The organism is Candidatus Rubrimentiphilum sp., assembly GCA_035710515.1.
In the GTDB taxonomy this organism is placed as follows: Bacteria; Vulcanimicrobiota; Vulcanimicrobiia; order Vulcanimicrobiales; family Vulcanimicrobiaceae; genus Rubrimentiphilum.
Genome location: DASTDE010000004.1, coordinates 490,219 through 505,850, shown reverse-complemented (window position 1 = coordinate 505,850; position 15,632 = coordinate 490,219). Strand labels below are relative to the sequence as shown.

Sequence of the window (15,632 nt, the reverse complement as noted above, 5' to 3'; positions counted from 1 at the left end):
GTGCTAGCGGTCTCCCCGGCGGTGCGCGAGGGTACGACGCTCACGTTCGAACCTGCGCGCGAAGGCGTCTTGAGCTGGAACACGTTTACCGTGCGCGGCACGCTCGAATTCCGTCTGTTGCGCGCACATGCTCCCGCCACACCCTGGCTGCCATTCGCCGAATGGACGACCGACGGCCGGAAGTCCTTTAGTCCAAAGCACGAGGACGTCACCGTGGACGTCGACGTCATTCGCAGTTCGCAACCGTTCGACGGCATCGAACTCCGGGCACCGGGCGTGGACTTCAACGCACTCGATTTTGCGGCGCCCGTGCACAACGAACCGTCGCTGCCGTACGCGGCGAGCGCGCGCGTCCTGGACGTGCCGGCTCGCTCTCAGTACGTGGCACCGGAAGAGCGCGGGTGGTGCAGCCCCGCCAGCCTCTCGATGCTCAACGCCTATCACGGCTTGGATTACGATGTTATCGCCACTGCGCGCGCGGTGTTCGACCGCGCTTACAACGGCACCGGCAACTGGTCGTTCAACGTGGCGTTCAGCGGCAGCTTGGGGTTACGCGCCGCGGTCGTCTATCTGCGCAATCTCGATCATGCGCAGCGTTTTATCGAAGCCGGCCTTCCGCTCGCGATCTCGTACAGTTGGAGCGGCAGTGAGCTGCCCGGCGCTCCGCTCGAACATTCGGACGGTCATCTCGCCGTACTCTGCGGCTTTACCGACAACGGTGATTGCGCGATGAACGATCCGGCCGCGCCGAACATTCGCGTTGTTTATCCGCGCAACGCGATCGAGCGCATCTGGCAGCGCAACAACGGCGTCGCCTATGCCGTTGCGCCCGTCGGCCGCGATTTCGTCTCCATCGTCAACTCCTAATGCAGCCTCAGGACCGCGTCTTCGATCCGGCATTTGCCAAGGGTGCGCCGCTGCAGATCGCACTGGTGGAACCCGAGATCCCGCCGAATACCGGAAACGTTGCGCGCCTCTGCGCGGCCACGGGATGTGCATTGCATTTGATCGAGCCGCTCGGCTTCAGCATTAACGACCGCGAGCTCAAGCGGGCCGGCCTGGACTATTGGCAGCACCTGCAGATTGCAATTCATCCGAATCTCGCCGCATTCTTGAATGCAACGCCGGCCTCGCAGCGCTGGTATATCTCGAGACGCGCAAGCCGTCCCTACACGCAGGCGGGTTTTGCTCGCGGCGATATTCTCGTTTTCGGAAAAGAGACGCAAGGGTTGCCGGACGACTTGCTCGCGCGCGATCCAGAACGATGCCTGCGTATTCCGATGCGCGCCGAGAGTGTCCGTAGCCTCAACCTTTCGACCGCGGTCGGCATCGTCGCGTACGCCGCGCTCGCCCAGATTGGTTTTCCGGGCTTGCAGTGAGCTCAGCACAACTGCGCGCTATCGAAACCGAGGTCATCGCTTGCACCAAGTGCCGCGAGCTGCGCCGGTATTGTGCGCAAATCGCACAGACAAAGAAACGCGCGCATCGCGACGCGACCTATTGGGGGAAGCCCGTCCCCGGCTTCGGCGATCCGAAAGCGCGCGTGCTGCTTGTCGGACTTGCGCCGGGCGCTCATGGCAGCAACCGCACCGGTCGCGTCTTCACAGGCGACGCGTCAGGCGAATTTCTTTATCCCGCTCTCTTTCGGGCCGGTTTTGCAAATCAGGCGGCCGTGTCGGATGCCAACGACGGTTTGAAGCTGCACGACTGCTTCATTACGGCGGCTTTGCGCTGCGCGCCACCCGGAAACAAGCCCACGCCGAAACAACTGCAGCGCTGCTTTCCGTACTTGGTGCGCGAGTTCGCGGCGCTCGATCGTTTGCGCGTTGTAATTGGACTCGGGGCGATCGGCACGAAAGCCGCCGCCGATGCTCTCAAAGCGAGCCGTTACGCATTCTCGACCGAGGGCTGGCGCTTTGGTCACGGCGCAGAGTTGACGGCCACCAAAGGCAAGCATGTCGTTACATTGATCGCATCATTTCACCCGAGCCGGCAGAACACAAATACGGGCAAACTCACCCGGCCGATGTTCGACGCGATCTTCACGCGCGCTAACGACATCCTGCAGGCGTAATCCGGGGGATCGAGCCGGCACTATTGAACGGACCTGGGAATGTCGCTTGAACTCATAAACACCGCGGCTGCGGTCGGCACCTTCATCGTTATCGCGGCAACTGCTATCGCGGCGCTGGTTCAGCTGCGGCATCTTCGCTTGAACAATCAGCTCAGCGGGCTGCAGGGTGTCTTCGAAATGTTACGAGATCCTTCGGTCCGCGAAATCATGAATTTCGTGCGGCACGACTTAGCCGAACGCTTGAAAGACGACAAGTTCCGGGCAAGCCTCTTGGAGATACCTATCGACCGGCGCGAACACCCGGAACAATACCTCTGCGATATGTATAACCACATCGGTTCGTTCGTTCGGTCCGGCTTAATCGACGAAAATATTTATCTTCAGAGCGACTGGTTCAACGTTATTCTGTACTGGAATCTTTTGGCGGATGTCATCGCCGTTACGAGAAGCAACCGGCCGTATCTCTACGAGAACTTCGAATACATCGCCGCTCGCGCCCGCATCTGGGCAGCGAACCATCCGGCGGGCGACTATCCGGCCGGTACGCCGCGAATGCTCTAGCGCGGAGCTTACCGCGTCTCAGAGCGAATAGCCGGCGAGATGGCCGCGACGACAGCGACGGCGAGATACCCTAGCGCGGAGATGGCCATGGCAGTGCGCGGGCCGGCGTGATCCGCGACATAGCCGAAGATGATCACCGCCGGACCGATCCCGCACAGCACGAACAGACGTACCGCGCCGAATACGCGCCCGACGTACGCTTCGGGCGTTACACGCAACCGGAACCCGATGATCTGCGAGACTTCAAATTGCACGATCGCATTGGTCACCGCCCAAAAGAAACCGGCGATCCAGAGATTTAGCGTAAAGATTACCGGCAAAAAGAGCGTCGCGTCGAGGAGGTATGCAATCGTGAGTGCCGGTCCGAACTTCCACCGCGAAGCGAATTTGGTGGCTGCAAGCGAGCCAAGGATCGCGCCGGCAGCCGAAATACCAAAGAAGATGCCGACTTCGTAGTCGTGCGCGCCGAAATCTCGTTTGAGAAACGGCACCAACACTGCGTAGGCGCCGAAACCCAGCATGTTGGCGCCGAGACCGACAAAGGCTTGAGCGCGCATTCCCCGGTCGCCGAAGAGTAGACGGAATCCCGTTGCGATATCGCCGGTGAGCTCGCGGCGCGACGGCCGCGCTGACTTCTGATCCGGTCCGAACGATGGAACCTGCCAAAGAAAAGCCGTGCCGCAGAGATATCCAAATGCCGTTATCAGCAGCGCCGGCAGTGCACCGAAGATTGCAAACAGCGCACCTCCGATCATCGGCGTAACCAGGTTTGCGAAATTCTCAGCGCCGCCTAACGCCGCGACGGCTTCCGTGCCGCGTTCCTTTCCGAGCAGGAACGGAATGCTCGACGTCTGGCAGCCGACAAAGACTGCCGCCGCCAATGCGACGATGACGAGACCGGCATAGATCTCTTGAACCGTGAGTATGCGCAGGGCATAGAGCACTGCGAACGCGATCATGACGCTGAACCGCACCGCATTGGAACCCAGCATCAAACTGCGGCGGTTCAGCCGGTCGGCCAGCGAGCCGGCCACCAGACCGAAGAGCGCGAACGGCGCAAGCTCAAAGAAGTATGACAACCCCGTCGAGAGCGCCGAGTGCGTGAGTTTGTACACCAGCAGCGGAATTGCAAGCAAACGGAATCCGTCACCGAGCAAACTCACGGTTTGACCGATGTAGAATAGTCGAAAACTTCGAGACGAAAAGATGCTGCGCTTCATAGGCGCGGCTGCGGGCGACATGCGACGAACCTCCAACGATTATGTGTGGTGTGCTTGGGGCTTTTTCGTCGCTAGCGCATAGTGGGACAAATTCTACCGGATTCTCTTGCCGTTGGCAAGAAGGGCAGCGCGATGATTACGGATCGCGAACCCACACCTGAAGAGCGCGCAAACCGGTACCGCCGTGCCATCATGTATGTCAGAATTTCGGGTGCGCTAGCCATACTCAACGGTGGACTCGGTATTTTGGCGCTCGCGCGGCACACCTATACCGAGCTGTGGATCCCCTACGTCAATATCGGCGTCTCGCTATGCTGGATACTTATTTTGTGGCGCGAATGGAACCGCGCAAGGCGCGAAAACTTAGGGTCTTAAGTTTTCGGCGGGTTCACGCGTAGCGATAGATCACGCAGCAACTGATCGGGCACCGATGACGGCGCCTCCATCATCACGTCGCGCGCGAGTTGGTTCTTGGGAAACGCGATGACGTCGCGGATATTGGCGTCGCCGACGGCGATCATCACGATGCGATCGATCCCGAGCGCCATGCCTCCGTGGGGCGGCGCCCCATAGTCGAGCGCACGTAGAAAAAATCCAAACCGGTCCTCGACTTGTTCCGCGCTCAAGCCGAGCATCGCAAAAATCTTGCGCTGGTACTCCGCCTTGTGAATACGAATCGATCCGCTGCCCAACTCGAATCCGTTGAGCACAAGATCGTAATGCTGCGCGCGCATGCGCAACGGATCCGACTCTAGGAGCGGCCATTGGCCATCGTTCGGCGCCGTGAACGGATGGTGCGCGGGCCCCGGTTTGCCGGTCGCTTCGTCTACTTCGAAGAGCGGGAAGTCCGTGATCCAGGCAAAGGCGAACGTGTTCGGATCTCTCAGACCGCCGCGCTCCGCGACTTCGTTCCGCATTTTACCGGCCGCGAGGAACGCGGCATCCCCGGCATCGGCGAACAAGAGAATCGCGTCGCCGGTTTCGGATTTCGTGCGTTCGCGCAGCTGCGAAATCGCTGCGTCGTCGATGAACTTTGAGGCGGAGCTCTTGTTGCCGTCGGCCCCCAGTGCAACCCAAACCATTCCCTTGGCGCCATTTTGCTTCGCGTTCTCGACCAGACCGTCGAACTCGCGACGCGACAAGCCCGCCCCGCCGGGATAGCGCAACGCGACGATCGCACCCTTCGCATCCAGTACGGATTTGAAAACCACGAACTCCGTTGCCGCAAAGACGTCGTCCACGCGCTGCAGCTCGAGGCCGAAGCGCAAGTCGGGTTTGTCGATGCCGTACGTTTGGATCGCCTGTTCGTGCGTCAGCCGGGGGAATGGCGGCAATTCGATGTCGAGCGCGCGCTTCCACACGTGGCGCATGCACGACTCCATGATCTCGATCACTTCTTCTTGCGTGCAGAACGAAAGCTCGACGTCCAGCTGCGTGAACTCGGGCTGGCGATCGGCTCTCGAGTCTTCATCGCGCATGCAGCGCGCGATCTGCATGTAGCGCCCGAAGCCCGCAATCATCAAAATTTGCTTCAGCAATTGTGGCGACTGCGGCAGTGCGTAGAACGAACCCGGATGCAGGCGGCTGGGAACGAGATAGTCGCGCGCTCCCTCGGGCGTGGACTTGATTAGCATCGGCGTTTCGATCTCGAGAAAGCCGCGCTCGTCGAAAAAGTCGCGCATCGCTTTGATGATGCGGTGGCGCACTGTGAGGTTGCGCTGCAGCGGCGCGCGCCGCAGATCCAAATAGCGGTACTGCAGACGCAGATTTTCGTCCACGTCGTCGTCTTTGTTCACCTGGAACGGCGGCACCAGCGAACGGTTGAGGACTTCCAACTCCTCGACTGCCACCTCGATCTCGCCGGTCGGCAGCTTCGAATTCTCCGTACCGGTCGGGCGGCGGCGAACGGCGCCGCGCACGCGCACCACGTCCTCGTGGCGCAAACGCTCCGCTTCCTTGAAGCTCGGGCGCTCGGGATCGAAGACGACTTGCGTTAAGCCGTCGCGATCGCGCAGGTCTAGGAAGATCAGCCCGCCGTGATCGCGGCGCACGTTGACCCAGCCGGCCAATTCGACGTTCTTGCCTTCGTCGGTCGCGCGCAACGCGCCGCAGGAGTACTTCATAATGCGCTCTTGATTCCGGAAACGTAATAATACTGCTGGATCAGGTTGCGCGCAAATTTCGAATCGGCCGCGCGCTTGTTGAAATACCCGAGCAGCCACGGCAGTTTGGTCAGCGCCGAGTGCAGGCCCAGCGACACGGGCGTCATGCCGAGGTTGGCCATTACGGCAAAGTCCGGATGTTTGCGGTAAAAGCGCACCGTCGACCGGCCGGCCAATTTCATCTTCTCAACCTGATCCTCGTGGGCAACGTCTTGCCAGTGATAGTTCACGGCGCGCGGTTCGTAAAGAATCGTGACGCCCGCCTTCTGCAAGCGGTATCCCAGTTCCAAATCCTCGTGGCCGTATCCCGTAAAGGATTCGTCGAAACAGCCGACGCGCAAGAGATCGTCGCGCCGCGCCGATGCGTTTCCGGTCAGAAAGTACAGCCAGCTCAGGCGCTTGCGCCCGGGCGGATGAAGCGAGCCGCGCTTCTCGGGATGATCGCGTTTGTCGGCGTAGTCTCCGAGCGACTTTACCTGCACTTCCAGGCCGACGACCGCGATGTCGCGCTGTCCTTCGTGATGCCGCCAGTGCTGCGAGAGCAAGTCGGGCGACGCCAGGATGTCGGAGTCGTTGAAGAGGACGACCTGTCCGCGAGCTTGCGCGATGCCGGCATTGCGCGCCATGGCGCGGCCCGAGTACACGCCGGCGACATGCCAAAGGTTCGGATGTTGCGCGCGCATCGCTGCCATGTACTCCGCCGTGCCGTCATTCGAATTCGAATCGCAGACGAGCACTTCATAGCGGTCCGCCGGGAGATCCTGGGCGAGCAGTGTCGGCAAGACGTGGCGCAGCTCCTCGATGCGGTTGTAGGTCGGCACCACGACAGAGATGTCAAGCATGCGTTTGCGTCAGCAGGTGTGCGACTCCGTCCAAGATTTCATTGCGCAAGTGTTCCAGCGATTCCGGATCCTCGCGCGCGGGCTTGCGGACAAGAACGTTCGGAACGCGGTACGGCGCCCATTCATGCGAGTTCAGGTGGAAGTATTTGTGTTCGAACACAACCAGTGACGGCCTGCGCACCGCGCTGGCGACGTGCGTCGCGCCGGTGTCAACAGTGATGACGACGCGGGCTCGTTCGAAGACCGCCGCCCAGCGATAGAACGGCAACCCGCCAAGCAGCACATCCGCCGCGCGCGTTTCCGTGAGCCTGTCGAGATACGGCTCGCAGTCCGGCGCGTACGTTACGACGATCGGAAGATCGAACCGGTGCAGCTCGCGGATCAGCGCTAACGTGGACTCCAACGTGCTCCCGTCGTGAAACCAGCGCTTGCCCAAATGGAAGACGATCGGATCGGTGGGCAGGAAGTCGATCGCCGCGCGGTCGTCGTCGTTCACGTCCAGCCGCAGACTCTCGACGCGCTCGTTCGCACCCGCCAATGCGACGAGATCCAGCAGTTGATCCACTTCGTGGCGCACGTGACGGTCAGGATCGAGGTCGCTCAAATCCGGATCGGCTTCGGAGATCATCAAGCGGTTCACATAACGGCGCATCGTAAGCCGCAAGAGATACCGGCGCAAGTACGTGTATCCGACGCGCACGCGAGCCCGCGTGCCGCCGACGATCGCAAGGTCCTCAGTACGGGGCGCAAGCGCTATGGCCAGCTCGGCGCGACCGCGAAAGTGCGAACCGAAGACGTCCGGTTTGATGTCGGCAGGCAAGTCAACGATTTCATCAACGTCGGTGTTGCGCTCCATGACAACCCGGTTGTACGAACTGCACACCATGGTAATGCGTTCGCGCGGAAACGACTTGCGCACGGTTGCGATCGCGGGGGTAGAGAGGATCAGGTCGCCGATGCGATCCGTCCGCACCAGCACGATGCCGCTCATCGCGCGGCCTGCCGCGCGCGTTCGAGCTCCGCAAAATACTCCTCGGCGGCAAGGCGCTGCGCCGCGCGCAGATCGCTCTTGGTCAATGGCCGATCGCTTTCAACGCTGCTTATGCGCGATTGGAAATGGCGCGCGGCGCCGATTCCGCGCATCCATTTATGCAAGAGACGCTGGACGGGATTATCACCGGTGGCCAGATACGTGCGCCAGTGCGGGTGGAGCTGCGCAAGCTGCACCGCGGTACGCGCTTGCGCGCGCGCCTGACGGAGCATCTTCTCCACGTCGCCGGGGCGCGGGCGCGGCTTATAATGGTAGACCAAGGCATGGCGATTGAAGACCGCCTTCACTCCCGCAAAGCGCAGGCGCAGCCCGACGTCGATATCTTCCCAGCCATACTCCGCGAAGCTTTCGTTGAAACCGCCGACGGCGCGTAGCGTCGCCAGCGGCACTGAAACGTTGGTCGTCCAAAAGTAATTGCCGCTGTAATCGCGCAGCGACCAAATCGGCGGCGGCAGATCGTCGAGGTTGTCAACGGTTATCGCAGCGCCGCGCACGATCGCTTTCGGATGCGCCGCATGCGAACGCAAGTGCTCTTCCACGAAATTCGGCAGCGGCAGCACGTCGTCGTCGATCAGAATGACGCGCTCGCCGGTCGACCGCGCCAACCCTGCATTGCGCGCCTTGGCCAAACCGCCATTGGGTTGGTTGACGACCGTGAAGGCACAGGTGGCGCGAGCCTGCGCGCGAGCGATAGTCGCAGGGGTATCGTCGCTCGACCCGTCGTTCACAAGCACGACTTCATAGTCGCTCGCTGAAACAGTTTGCTCGAAGCACGCGTCGAGCACGCGCTCCAGCACCCTTGCGCGATTGAAGGTGCAGAGTTGAATCGTCGCTTTCATGCCGGCACGTTCAGCAGCGAATCGATCGCTGAAATGATCCGCGACACATCCAGGTGCGCCACGCAGGCGTAGTCCGGACACGTTTCCTTGCGCTCGCCCGGCGGACACGGATAGCTTGCGCGCACGATCGCCGTTCGCGCACCGAGCGGCGCCCAGCGGTCGGGCGTATCCGTTTGAAACGGATAGATGCCCGCGGTCGGACAGCCGCACGCCGCCGCAACGTGCATGGCACCGGTCGTTATACCTGCGAAGAACGCCGCGCGGCGGCTGAGCGCGCCAAACGATCCGATGGACGTCTTGCCTGCAATCGAAAAACCGCCGCCGCGCGCGACGACGCCTTCGACGATGTCGCGGTCATCTTCACTTCCACTTACGAGAACCGGAATATTATAGCGCGCGCCGATCTCGCGCACCAGCGCGCTCCAGCCTTCCAGCGGCCAGATTCCGCGCTCGCTCGCGACCGCGTTGGCAGGGTGAACAATTGCAAAACCACCGGTTGCCAGGCCGAGCTCGGCGCAGAGCGCCTCGGCTTCGCCTTCGTCGGCCGCGTTCGGCTCGAAATGCACCATCGCACCGGGCGCGTCACAGTCGATCGCGCGCGCGTAATCCATCAAAATCTGCGACCAGTGCGTCGTAACATCGCCACGCTCGCTGCGTACGGCAACTTTGTGCGTGAATCGCCACGAGTACAGGCGATTGGCTTGCCCAACGCGCACGGGAATCTTGGCCAACTGCGGAACGCGGGCGGTATGCGGGGTTGCCCACGTGACAATCGCCGCCTCGTACTCGCGCTTCGCTAATTCATCAGCCAACGCGCGTTCGTCGCGTCCGTCATCCACGAGCACCGCATCTAATTCCGGAACGCGCTCGAGCGCTTGCCGGTGCGAGGGCAGCGTCAACGCATCGACGGCGCCGAAATGCGGCCTCAACGCCTGCGCCAACACGGATGCCATCAGCGAATCGCCAATGCCACCGCCCGCGCAGTAGATCAACGCCCGCCGGTTCATGACTTCGAATTCAGCGCGCGCGCTAACTCCACAGTGTAGATGCCGTCGAGCAATTGCGAACGCGCGAGCGCGCGCGCCGGCGCCGGCAGCCGATCGTCGGTGGCCGCGCCCGCGTACCACGGCAAGAGCCGCTCGAGCACTTTCGCGCGCAACAAGTTGATCGGGTGCGCGCCGGTTGCCGATCGCACGCGCACACTCGAATCCTTGCGCACGAACCGCGCGGCCATACGGGCCTTTTCCAGCGCCTTGCGCATTTCGGATTCCAGCGTCACGTCGCTCGGGGGCTTGATGTGCCAGATATACGCGTTCCACGCAAACTTCGATTTGAGTCCGGCGCGGCGCAGGCGCACGCCGAGTTCGGTGTCCTCCCAGCCGTAGAGGTGAAACTGTTCGTCGAAGCCGCCCACTGCGCGTAGTGCGTTTCGCGGAATCGACACGTTGCACGTGCAGAGCGCCGCGCGCGAATAATTCGCCAGAACGGGTTTCGGGCGTTCGTGATACGAGGGAACGTTCACGATCGGCCCGTTGACGATGAGGTTGGTCCGTTCGTGCGCCGCCTCGTGCGCGGCCAGCCAGCCGGGCGGCGCGTACACGTCGTCATCGCAGAACACGACCAGGTAACCGTTCGCGACGGCGATCCCACGGTTACGCGCCGCGCCGCGGTTTGGTCCCTCTTCGAAAACATAGACAACGTCGAACGGATAGTGGCCGCGCGCGCGCTCCACGATTTGCGGAGTGGCATCCGTCGAACCGTTATCGACGACGATCACTTCAAATGAAGGCGCGGCGACCTGTTTGCCGAGCGATTCGAGCGCGCGATCCAGATACTCCGCGCGATCCTTGGTGGCGATGATGACTGAGAGCCGCATTTACTGATGTACCTCGAGCAGGCCGCGAGCGATGCGGCCGGCGGCGCCGAGATGTTCGGTGTACAGACCGCGGAGGGCCTGCGCGGATTCCGCCAGCCATGCGGCATCGTCAAAACATTCTAGCGCGACGCGCGCTACACGCCCGGGAGTCAACGTACCGTGCAACTCGCGCACGACTTCGCGATTGGAATCCATGTTCGGCTGCGTGTGAAAGGGAAAGCGCCGCGAATACGCGGTCACGACGGCGCGCTTGAGCGGCACGCCGACCAGCGGAATACGGTTCAGGTATGTTAGCGGACCGTTGATCGTCACCGCTTCGGGAATGTTGAGCGGCGTGCATGCGACGACGGGCGTGCCGATCGCGGCCAGCTCGATCGTTTTTGTTCCCGGGATTGTGATCGCTAGGCGCGCTCGCTTCGCAGCCGACAATGCATTATGCAGTACCGGGAAGCGCTGACTGCCGTCCAGCGAAACCAATTCGGTTCCCGCCGAAGTCTCGACCAATTTGCCACGTTTTGAAAACATGCGCGGCCGGCCGCCGCTTTCGATCGCCGCGCGCACCTCGCCGAGTTGCGTGAACGGCGATATGCCGAATGCGATCGGCACGTCCGGCGTCTCGCGGCGGATCGCCAGCGCCGCCGTGAAGAAAAACGGCACCATGTTCTCCACTTCGTAATCGCGCGAACCCGGCATAAACAGCATGCCGTCCACCGGCGCGCCCGGTTCGACCGGCGCCGCGGCTTCGACCAACGCGCCGTCGATCGCCAGATTGCCGGCAATCGTAACGCGTTCGGATGCGATTCCGGCGACAATTAGCTCGGCCGCATTTTTTGCATCGATCGCAAACGCGCGTTCCGTGACGCGCGCATACTTGCGACGCGTGAAGCGATAGGTCATGAGGCTGCCGCCCAATTTGCGATGCAGGCGCGACGCGTGCATCAAGTCGCCGCCCAAATAAAGCACCGCGTCAACGCGATCGGGCACGCCGGCGATCCGCCGGCCGAGTGCCGCGGCCACGTACGTTTTGACGTCGTAGACGTGCGCTTGCGAAAACAGCTCGCGCACGTATGCCGGCTCGGCCCCGGTTGCGTAGTCGTCCGGAACGTAGAAGACGTGCACCTCGGCGGCGGGCTCGATTGCGTAGAGTTCGCGCAGCAGCGGACGCAGCCACCCGGCCGTCTCGCCCGGTCCGTTGCAGGTAATCGCGAGTTTCACTCGCCGTACAACTTTAATATGCGCGCTATTAGATCGGTCGTGCTGGCGCCTTCGAGATGCGGCGCGAGCTTGATCACCCCGCCATGCTGCAGCACCACGTCGCGCTCGGGCAGCTCTTCCTCACGATACTGCGCGCTCTTGACGTGCACATCGGGACGCAGCTTATCGATCAGCACTTCCGGCGTGCGCTCGCCGAAACCGACGACGGCGTCCACGCTGCGCAACGCCGTCAAGACGCGCGCACGCTCCGCGAACGGCTGAATCGGCCGAGCCGGACCCTTGATGCGCCGCACGGATTCGTCGGTGTTCAATCCGACGATCAGCGCGTCGCCTTGGGCGCGCGCCCATGCCAGATAGTCAACGTGTCCCGCATGCACGAGATCGAAGACGCCGTTGGTGAAGACGACGCGTTTTTTTTCCTTGCGGAGCGCTTCGCGCCAGGCGACGGCGGCTTCGGTCGTCAGCAGCGAGCCGGAGAATTGGTCAGCGTTCATCGCGCGCCGGCGTGCCGTGCTCGACGAGCGCCAGGATCTCACCGGGCGACGCCGTCGCCGTTCCAAGTTTTTCGACCACCGCGCCCGCGGCGAAATTCGCGAGCTGCAGTGCAAACTCAATCGGCGCACCGGCGGCTAGCGCCAATGAAAGCACGGCCGTCACCGTATCGCCCGCGCCGCTGACGTCGAAGACCGTGCGCGCGACCGACGGGATGTGCAGCTTCTCGCGGTCCTTGCCGACCAGCGACATGCCGTGTTCACCGCGCGTGATCACCACGTACCGGCAATTCAGCCGCTTCAAAAGCGCTTCGCCCGCGCGCTCGAGCGACGCATCGCTGCTGATCGCGATGCCGGTTGCTTCTTCGGCCTCGTGCGAGTTTGGCGCGACGCACGTCACGCCCGCGAAGAGATCGAGGTTCTGCGGTTTCGGATCCGCGACGACGATCGGGCAGACGAGTGCGGCTTCAACCAACTCGCGCGAGAAAAGCCCCTTCGCGTAATCGCTGAGCACCACGGCGTCGGCCTGCGCCGCTTCGCGCGCCACGATTGCGTGCAAACGCGCACGATCGGCCGCGTCCAGCGCGGACGTGCATTCCCAATCGGCGCGCACGACCTGCTGGTTGTGCGCGACCACCCGCGTTTTGCGAGTCGTCGGTCGATCCGAGATCGTGACCAGGCCTTCGCTGCCCACGCCTTCGTCGGCGAGCAGATCGGCGACGTAATGCGCGAAGCCGTCGGCGCCCACCGCGCCGGCAAATGCGACGCGCGCGCCCAGCGCGCATAAGTTGTTCGCAACGTTGCCCGCGCCGCCGAGCGTGAACGAATGATCGCTGACGGCAACCACAGGCACCGGCGCCTCGGGCGAAATGCGGCTGACGCTGCCCCAGATCCATTCGTCGACCATGACGTCGCCGACGACGAGCACGCGCCGCTCGCGCATGCGATCGAAAAGCGTGTGCGCGTCCGGCGGCGCGAGCGTTTGCGTGCGGCTCATTACGTTTCGAAGATGATGCGCTGCTCGACGAGATCGCAGACGATGTGCGCCATGGTTTGGTGCACTTCTTGCACGATCGCCGAGTAGCCGTCAGGTCCGAGCAAGACGAGGTCGGCGATCTCCGCCACTTTTCCGCCGCCGTTTCCGGTAAACGCCACCGTAAACGCTTCGCGCCGCTGCGCCTCTTGAAACGCGAGAACGATGTTCTTCGACTCGCCGCTGGTCGTTAAGCCGATCACCACGTCGCCCGGCTGAACGAACGCTTCGATCTGCCGCTCGAAGACGTGATCGAATCCGAAGTCGTTGCCGATCGCGGTGAGCGCCGACGTGTTGACGCTCAACGCTTCGCTGTACAGACCAGGGCGCTCGCGTAAGAAACGGCCGCTCAGTTCGGCTGCCATATGCTGCGCTTCCGCCGCGCTGCCGCCGTTGCCCATCCACAAGACTTTGTTGCCGCGCCGCAACGCCTTGACGATCACATCGGCGATCGCCTCGACTTGCAAGCGGTAATGCGGTGCGTCGTAGATTCCGCGCCGGTCCGCGATCAGTTCGTCGTAGCCGCGACGGCCGCGTACGTCTACGGTTCGATCCAAAAGAGTTCCTGACCGAGCGAGACCAGCTCGCCGTTCTCCGGAACGATGCGCGTTACGATGCCGGCGTAGTCGCTGGTGATCTCGTTGAAGAGCTTCATCGCTTCCAGAATGCAGAGCACCTGGCCGGGCTCGACGCGGTCGCCTTCCTTTACGAATGACTCGGCGTCCGGCGCGGCGGAGCGATAGAAGACGCCAACCAGCGGCGCGGTCACTTTTTTCACGTTGGCAGAGGCGGCGGGCGCACCCGCCTGCGGCGCGGCCCCGGGCGCGCTGGGCGCGGCGGGCGCCGGCGCGGCCGCGGGGGCTGCCGGGTCGCGGCGGACCAATTCGAAGATCGCGTCGCCCATCTTGACCTTGAGCGCGTCGAGATCGTTCTCGTGCATGATCTCCAGGAGCTCTTTGAGGGTCTGCTGCTCGTCCATCACTCTCTCATTTCACCGAGCGCCTCCAGAGTATCTTTTCCGAAGGGCAAGGTCCGGTCCGCGCGCGTCACCAGGTCGCGCAAAACGATGGTTTTTTCGGCCAGTTCTTTCTCGCCCAAAATGAGGGCGTACCGCGCGTTGTTGCGATCGGCGATCTTGAGTTGCGGCAACAGCTTCCGATCGCCGTAGTCAATGAAGACCGGCCCGCCGCCTTTGCGCCGTAGCCCGGCCACCAGCGGAAGCAACGCTTCCAGCGCCTGCGGCCCAATCGCAATTGCCTGAACACCCTCACGGCGCGCTTCTTCGTCCGACCCGATCGCGACGACCGTGAGAAAGCGTTCCATTCCCAAGGCGAAGCCCACGGCCGGAACCTCGGGGCCGCCGAGCGATCCGACGAGGCCGTCGTAGCGCCCGCCGGCGCAGATCGTGTTTTGCGCGCCAAGCACGTCTGAAACGAATTCAAAAACGGTCCGCGTGTAATAGTCCAAACCGCGCACGATCTTCGGATCGACCGTGTACGGAACGCCGCTCGCGTCGAGAATGCGTTTGACGCTCTCGAAGTGCGTGCGGCAATCGGCACACAAAAAACTTTCGAACTGCGGCGCGTTTTCCACAAAAGGTTGATCTTCGGGCGCCTTGCTGTCGAGTACGCGCAGCGGATTGCGCTCTAAGCGGCGCTGCGAATCGGTGCTGAGTTTCTCGAGATGCGGGCCGAAGTGAGCGCGCAACGCATCGCGATATTGCGGGCGGCATTTTTCGTCGCCGATCGAGTTGAGATGCAGCGTCACCCCCTTGATAGCGTACGTTTGCAGCAAGTCCCAACCCAAAGAAATAACTTCGGCGTCCGCCTCCGGCTCGCTGAACCCAGTGCACTCGATGCCGAACTGGTGCGATTGGCGATAGCGTCCCGCTTGCGGCCGCTCGTAGCGGAAGATCGGTCCCATATAGTAGAGGCGCTGCGCGCCCTGCGCGAAAAGTCCGTGCTGAAGCGCGGCGCGCACGACCGGCGCGGTCCACTCGGGACGCAGCGTCATGCTCCGCTCGCTCTTGTCGAGGAACGTGTACATCTCTTTTTCGACGATGTCGCTCGTCTCGCCGACGCCGCGCACGAAAAGTTCGGTGGATTCGAAGATCGGCGTGCGAATTTCGCCGTAACCGTAGCTCCGTGCTAGCGCGTGAATGCGTGCTTCCAGCTCTTGCCAGCGCCCCGACTGCGGCGGAATGAGGTCTTGCGTGCCGCGAGGCGCAGCGAGCTTGGAGGGCATGGCGCAGTCTTTAAAAGGATTGCG

The 15,632-nt window shown here is 62.5% G+C and carries 18 protein-coding genes; 5 read left to right on the top strand and 13 right to left on the bottom strand.

Annotated elements, in window-relative coordinates; all coding sequences use genetic code 11:
* From VFO29_11515 to VFO29_11500, 4 genes are read left to right on the top strand one after another with little or no spacing between them, the layout of a single operon-like run.
* Window positions 1-867, top strand: a complete 867-nt coding sequence (locus tag VFO29_11515) for a C39 family peptidase (GenBank protein ID HET9394132.1) — start codon at window positions 1-3, stop codon at window positions 865-867.
* Window positions 867-1,379 carry a tRNA (cytidine(34)-2'-O)-methyltransferase gene (locus VFO29_11510; GenBank protein HET9394131.1) on the top strand — a complete coding sequence of 171 codons (513 nt, stop codon included), beginning with the start codon at window positions 867-869 and terminating at the stop codon, window positions 1,377-1,379. The genes VFO29_11515 and VFO29_11510 overlap by 1 nt, the downstream gene beginning before the upstream one ends.
* Window positions 1,376-2,074 carry a uracil-DNA glycosylase gene (locus VFO29_11505; protein ID HET9394130.1) on the top strand — a complete coding sequence of 233 codons (699 nt, stop codon included), beginning with the start codon at window positions 1,376-1,378 and terminating at the stop codon, window positions 2,072-2,074. The genes VFO29_11510 and VFO29_11505 overlap by 4 nt, the downstream gene beginning before the upstream one ends.
* Window positions 2,075-2,113: 39 nt before the next feature.
* The gene (locus tag VFO29_11500) at window positions 2,114-2,635 is read left to right on the top strand and encodes a hypothetical protein (GenBank protein HET9394129.1); all 522 of its coding nucleotides are present in this window, start codon (window positions 2,114-2,116) and stop codon (window positions 2,633-2,635) included.
* 8 nt (window positions 2,636-2,643) lie between these two features.
* On the opposite strand, the gene VFO29_11495 is transcribed toward VFO29_11500, so the two are convergent.
* Window positions 2,644-3,855 (bottom strand): MFS transporter, encoded by a 1,212-nt coding sequence (locus VFO29_11495; protein ID HET9394128.1) that lies wholly within the window; start codon window positions 3,853-3,855, stop codon window positions 2,644-2,646.
* Window positions 3,856-3,987: 132 nt separating this feature from the next.
* Between VFO29_11495 and VFO29_11490 the strand changes: the two genes are divergently transcribed.
* Window positions 3,988-4,230 carry a hypothetical protein gene (locus tag VFO29_11490; protein ID HET9394127.1) on the top strand — a complete coding sequence of 81 codons (243 nt, stop codon included), beginning with the start codon at window positions 3,988-3,990 and terminating at the stop codon, window positions 4,228-4,230.
* Here the strand turns inward: VFO29_11490 and aspS are convergent.
* Genes aspS through hisS form a run of 12 tightly spaced genes read right to left on the bottom strand, consistent with a single transcriptional unit; the run spans window position 4,227 to window position 15,608 of the window.
* Window positions 4,227-5,978 carry an aspartate--tRNA ligase gene (gene aspS, locus VFO29_11485; protein ID HET9394126.1) on the bottom strand — a complete coding sequence of 584 codons (1,752 nt, stop codon included), beginning with the start codon at window positions 5,976-5,978 and terminating at the stop codon, window positions 4,227-4,229. The genes VFO29_11490 and aspS overlap by 4 nt on opposite strands.
* Complete coding sequence (locus VFO29_11480) at window positions 5,975-6,859, bottom strand: glycosyltransferase (protein HET9394125.1); 885 nt, start codon at window positions 6,857-6,859, stop codon at window positions 5,975-5,977. Before VFO29_11480 ends, aspS begins: the two co-directional genes overlap by 4 nt.
* A complete protein-coding gene (locus VFO29_11475) occupies window positions 6,852-7,850 on the bottom strand; it encodes a glycosyltransferase family 9 protein (GenBank protein ID HET9394124.1) in 999 nt (332 codons plus the stop codon). Before VFO29_11475 ends, VFO29_11480 begins: the two co-directional genes overlap by 8 nt.
* Window positions 7,847-8,749 (bottom strand): glycosyltransferase family A protein, encoded by a 903-nt coding sequence (locus tag VFO29_11470; protein ID HET9394123.1) that lies wholly within the window; start codon window positions 8,747-8,749, stop codon window positions 7,847-7,849. The genes VFO29_11475 and VFO29_11470 overlap by 4 nt, the downstream gene beginning before the upstream one ends.
* Window positions 8,746-9,756, bottom strand: a complete 1,011-nt coding sequence (locus tag VFO29_11465) for a glycosyltransferase family 9 protein (GenBank protein ID HET9394122.1) — start codon at window positions 9,754-9,756, stop codon at window positions 8,746-8,748. Before VFO29_11465 ends, VFO29_11470 begins: the two co-directional genes overlap by 4 nt.
* Window positions 9,753-10,625, bottom strand: a complete 873-nt coding sequence (locus tag VFO29_11460) for a glycosyltransferase (GenBank protein ID HET9394121.1) — start codon at window positions 10,623-10,625, stop codon at window positions 9,753-9,755. Before VFO29_11460 ends, VFO29_11465 begins: the two co-directional genes overlap by 4 nt.
* Window positions 10,626-11,840, bottom strand: a complete 1,215-nt coding sequence (locus VFO29_11455) for a hypothetical protein (GenBank protein HET9394120.1) — start codon at window positions 11,838-11,840, stop codon at window positions 10,626-10,628. It abuts the gene before it with no gap.
* Window positions 11,837-12,334 (bottom strand): D-glycero-beta-D-manno-heptose 1-phosphate adenylyltransferase, encoded by a 498-nt coding sequence (gene rfaE2, locus VFO29_11450; protein HET9394119.1) that lies wholly within the window; start codon window positions 12,332-12,334, stop codon window positions 11,837-11,839. The genes VFO29_11455 and rfaE2 overlap by 4 nt, the downstream gene beginning before the upstream one ends.
* Entirely contained in the window at window positions 12,324-13,328 is a 1,005-nt protein-coding gene (gene rfaE1 / locus VFO29_11445) for a D-glycero-beta-D-manno-heptose-7-phosphate kinase (GenBank protein ID HET9394118.1), read from the bottom strand. The genes rfaE2 and rfaE1 overlap by 11 nt, the downstream gene beginning before the upstream one ends.
* Window positions 13,328-13,921: an SIS domain-containing protein gene (locus VFO29_11440; GenBank protein HET9394117.1), complete on the bottom strand. Its 594-nt coding sequence runs from the start codon at window positions 13,919-13,921 to the stop codon at window positions 13,328-13,330. Before VFO29_11440 ends, rfaE1 begins: the two co-directional genes overlap by 1 nt.
* The gene (accB, locus tag VFO29_11435) at window positions 13,906-14,343 is read right to left on the bottom strand and encodes an acetyl-CoA carboxylase biotin carboxyl carrier protein (protein ID HET9394116.1); all 438 of its coding nucleotides are present in this window, start codon (window positions 14,341-14,343) and stop codon (window positions 13,906-13,908) included. The genes VFO29_11440 and accB overlap by 16 nt, the downstream gene beginning before the upstream one ends.
* The gene (gene hisS / locus VFO29_11430; protein HET9394115.1) at window positions 14,343-15,608 is read right to left on the bottom strand and encodes a histidine--tRNA ligase; all 1,266 of its coding nucleotides are present in this window, start codon (window positions 15,606-15,608) and stop codon (window positions 14,343-14,345) included. Before hisS ends, accB begins: the two co-directional genes overlap by 1 nt.
* Window positions 15,609-15,632 lie beyond the last annotated feature (24 nt).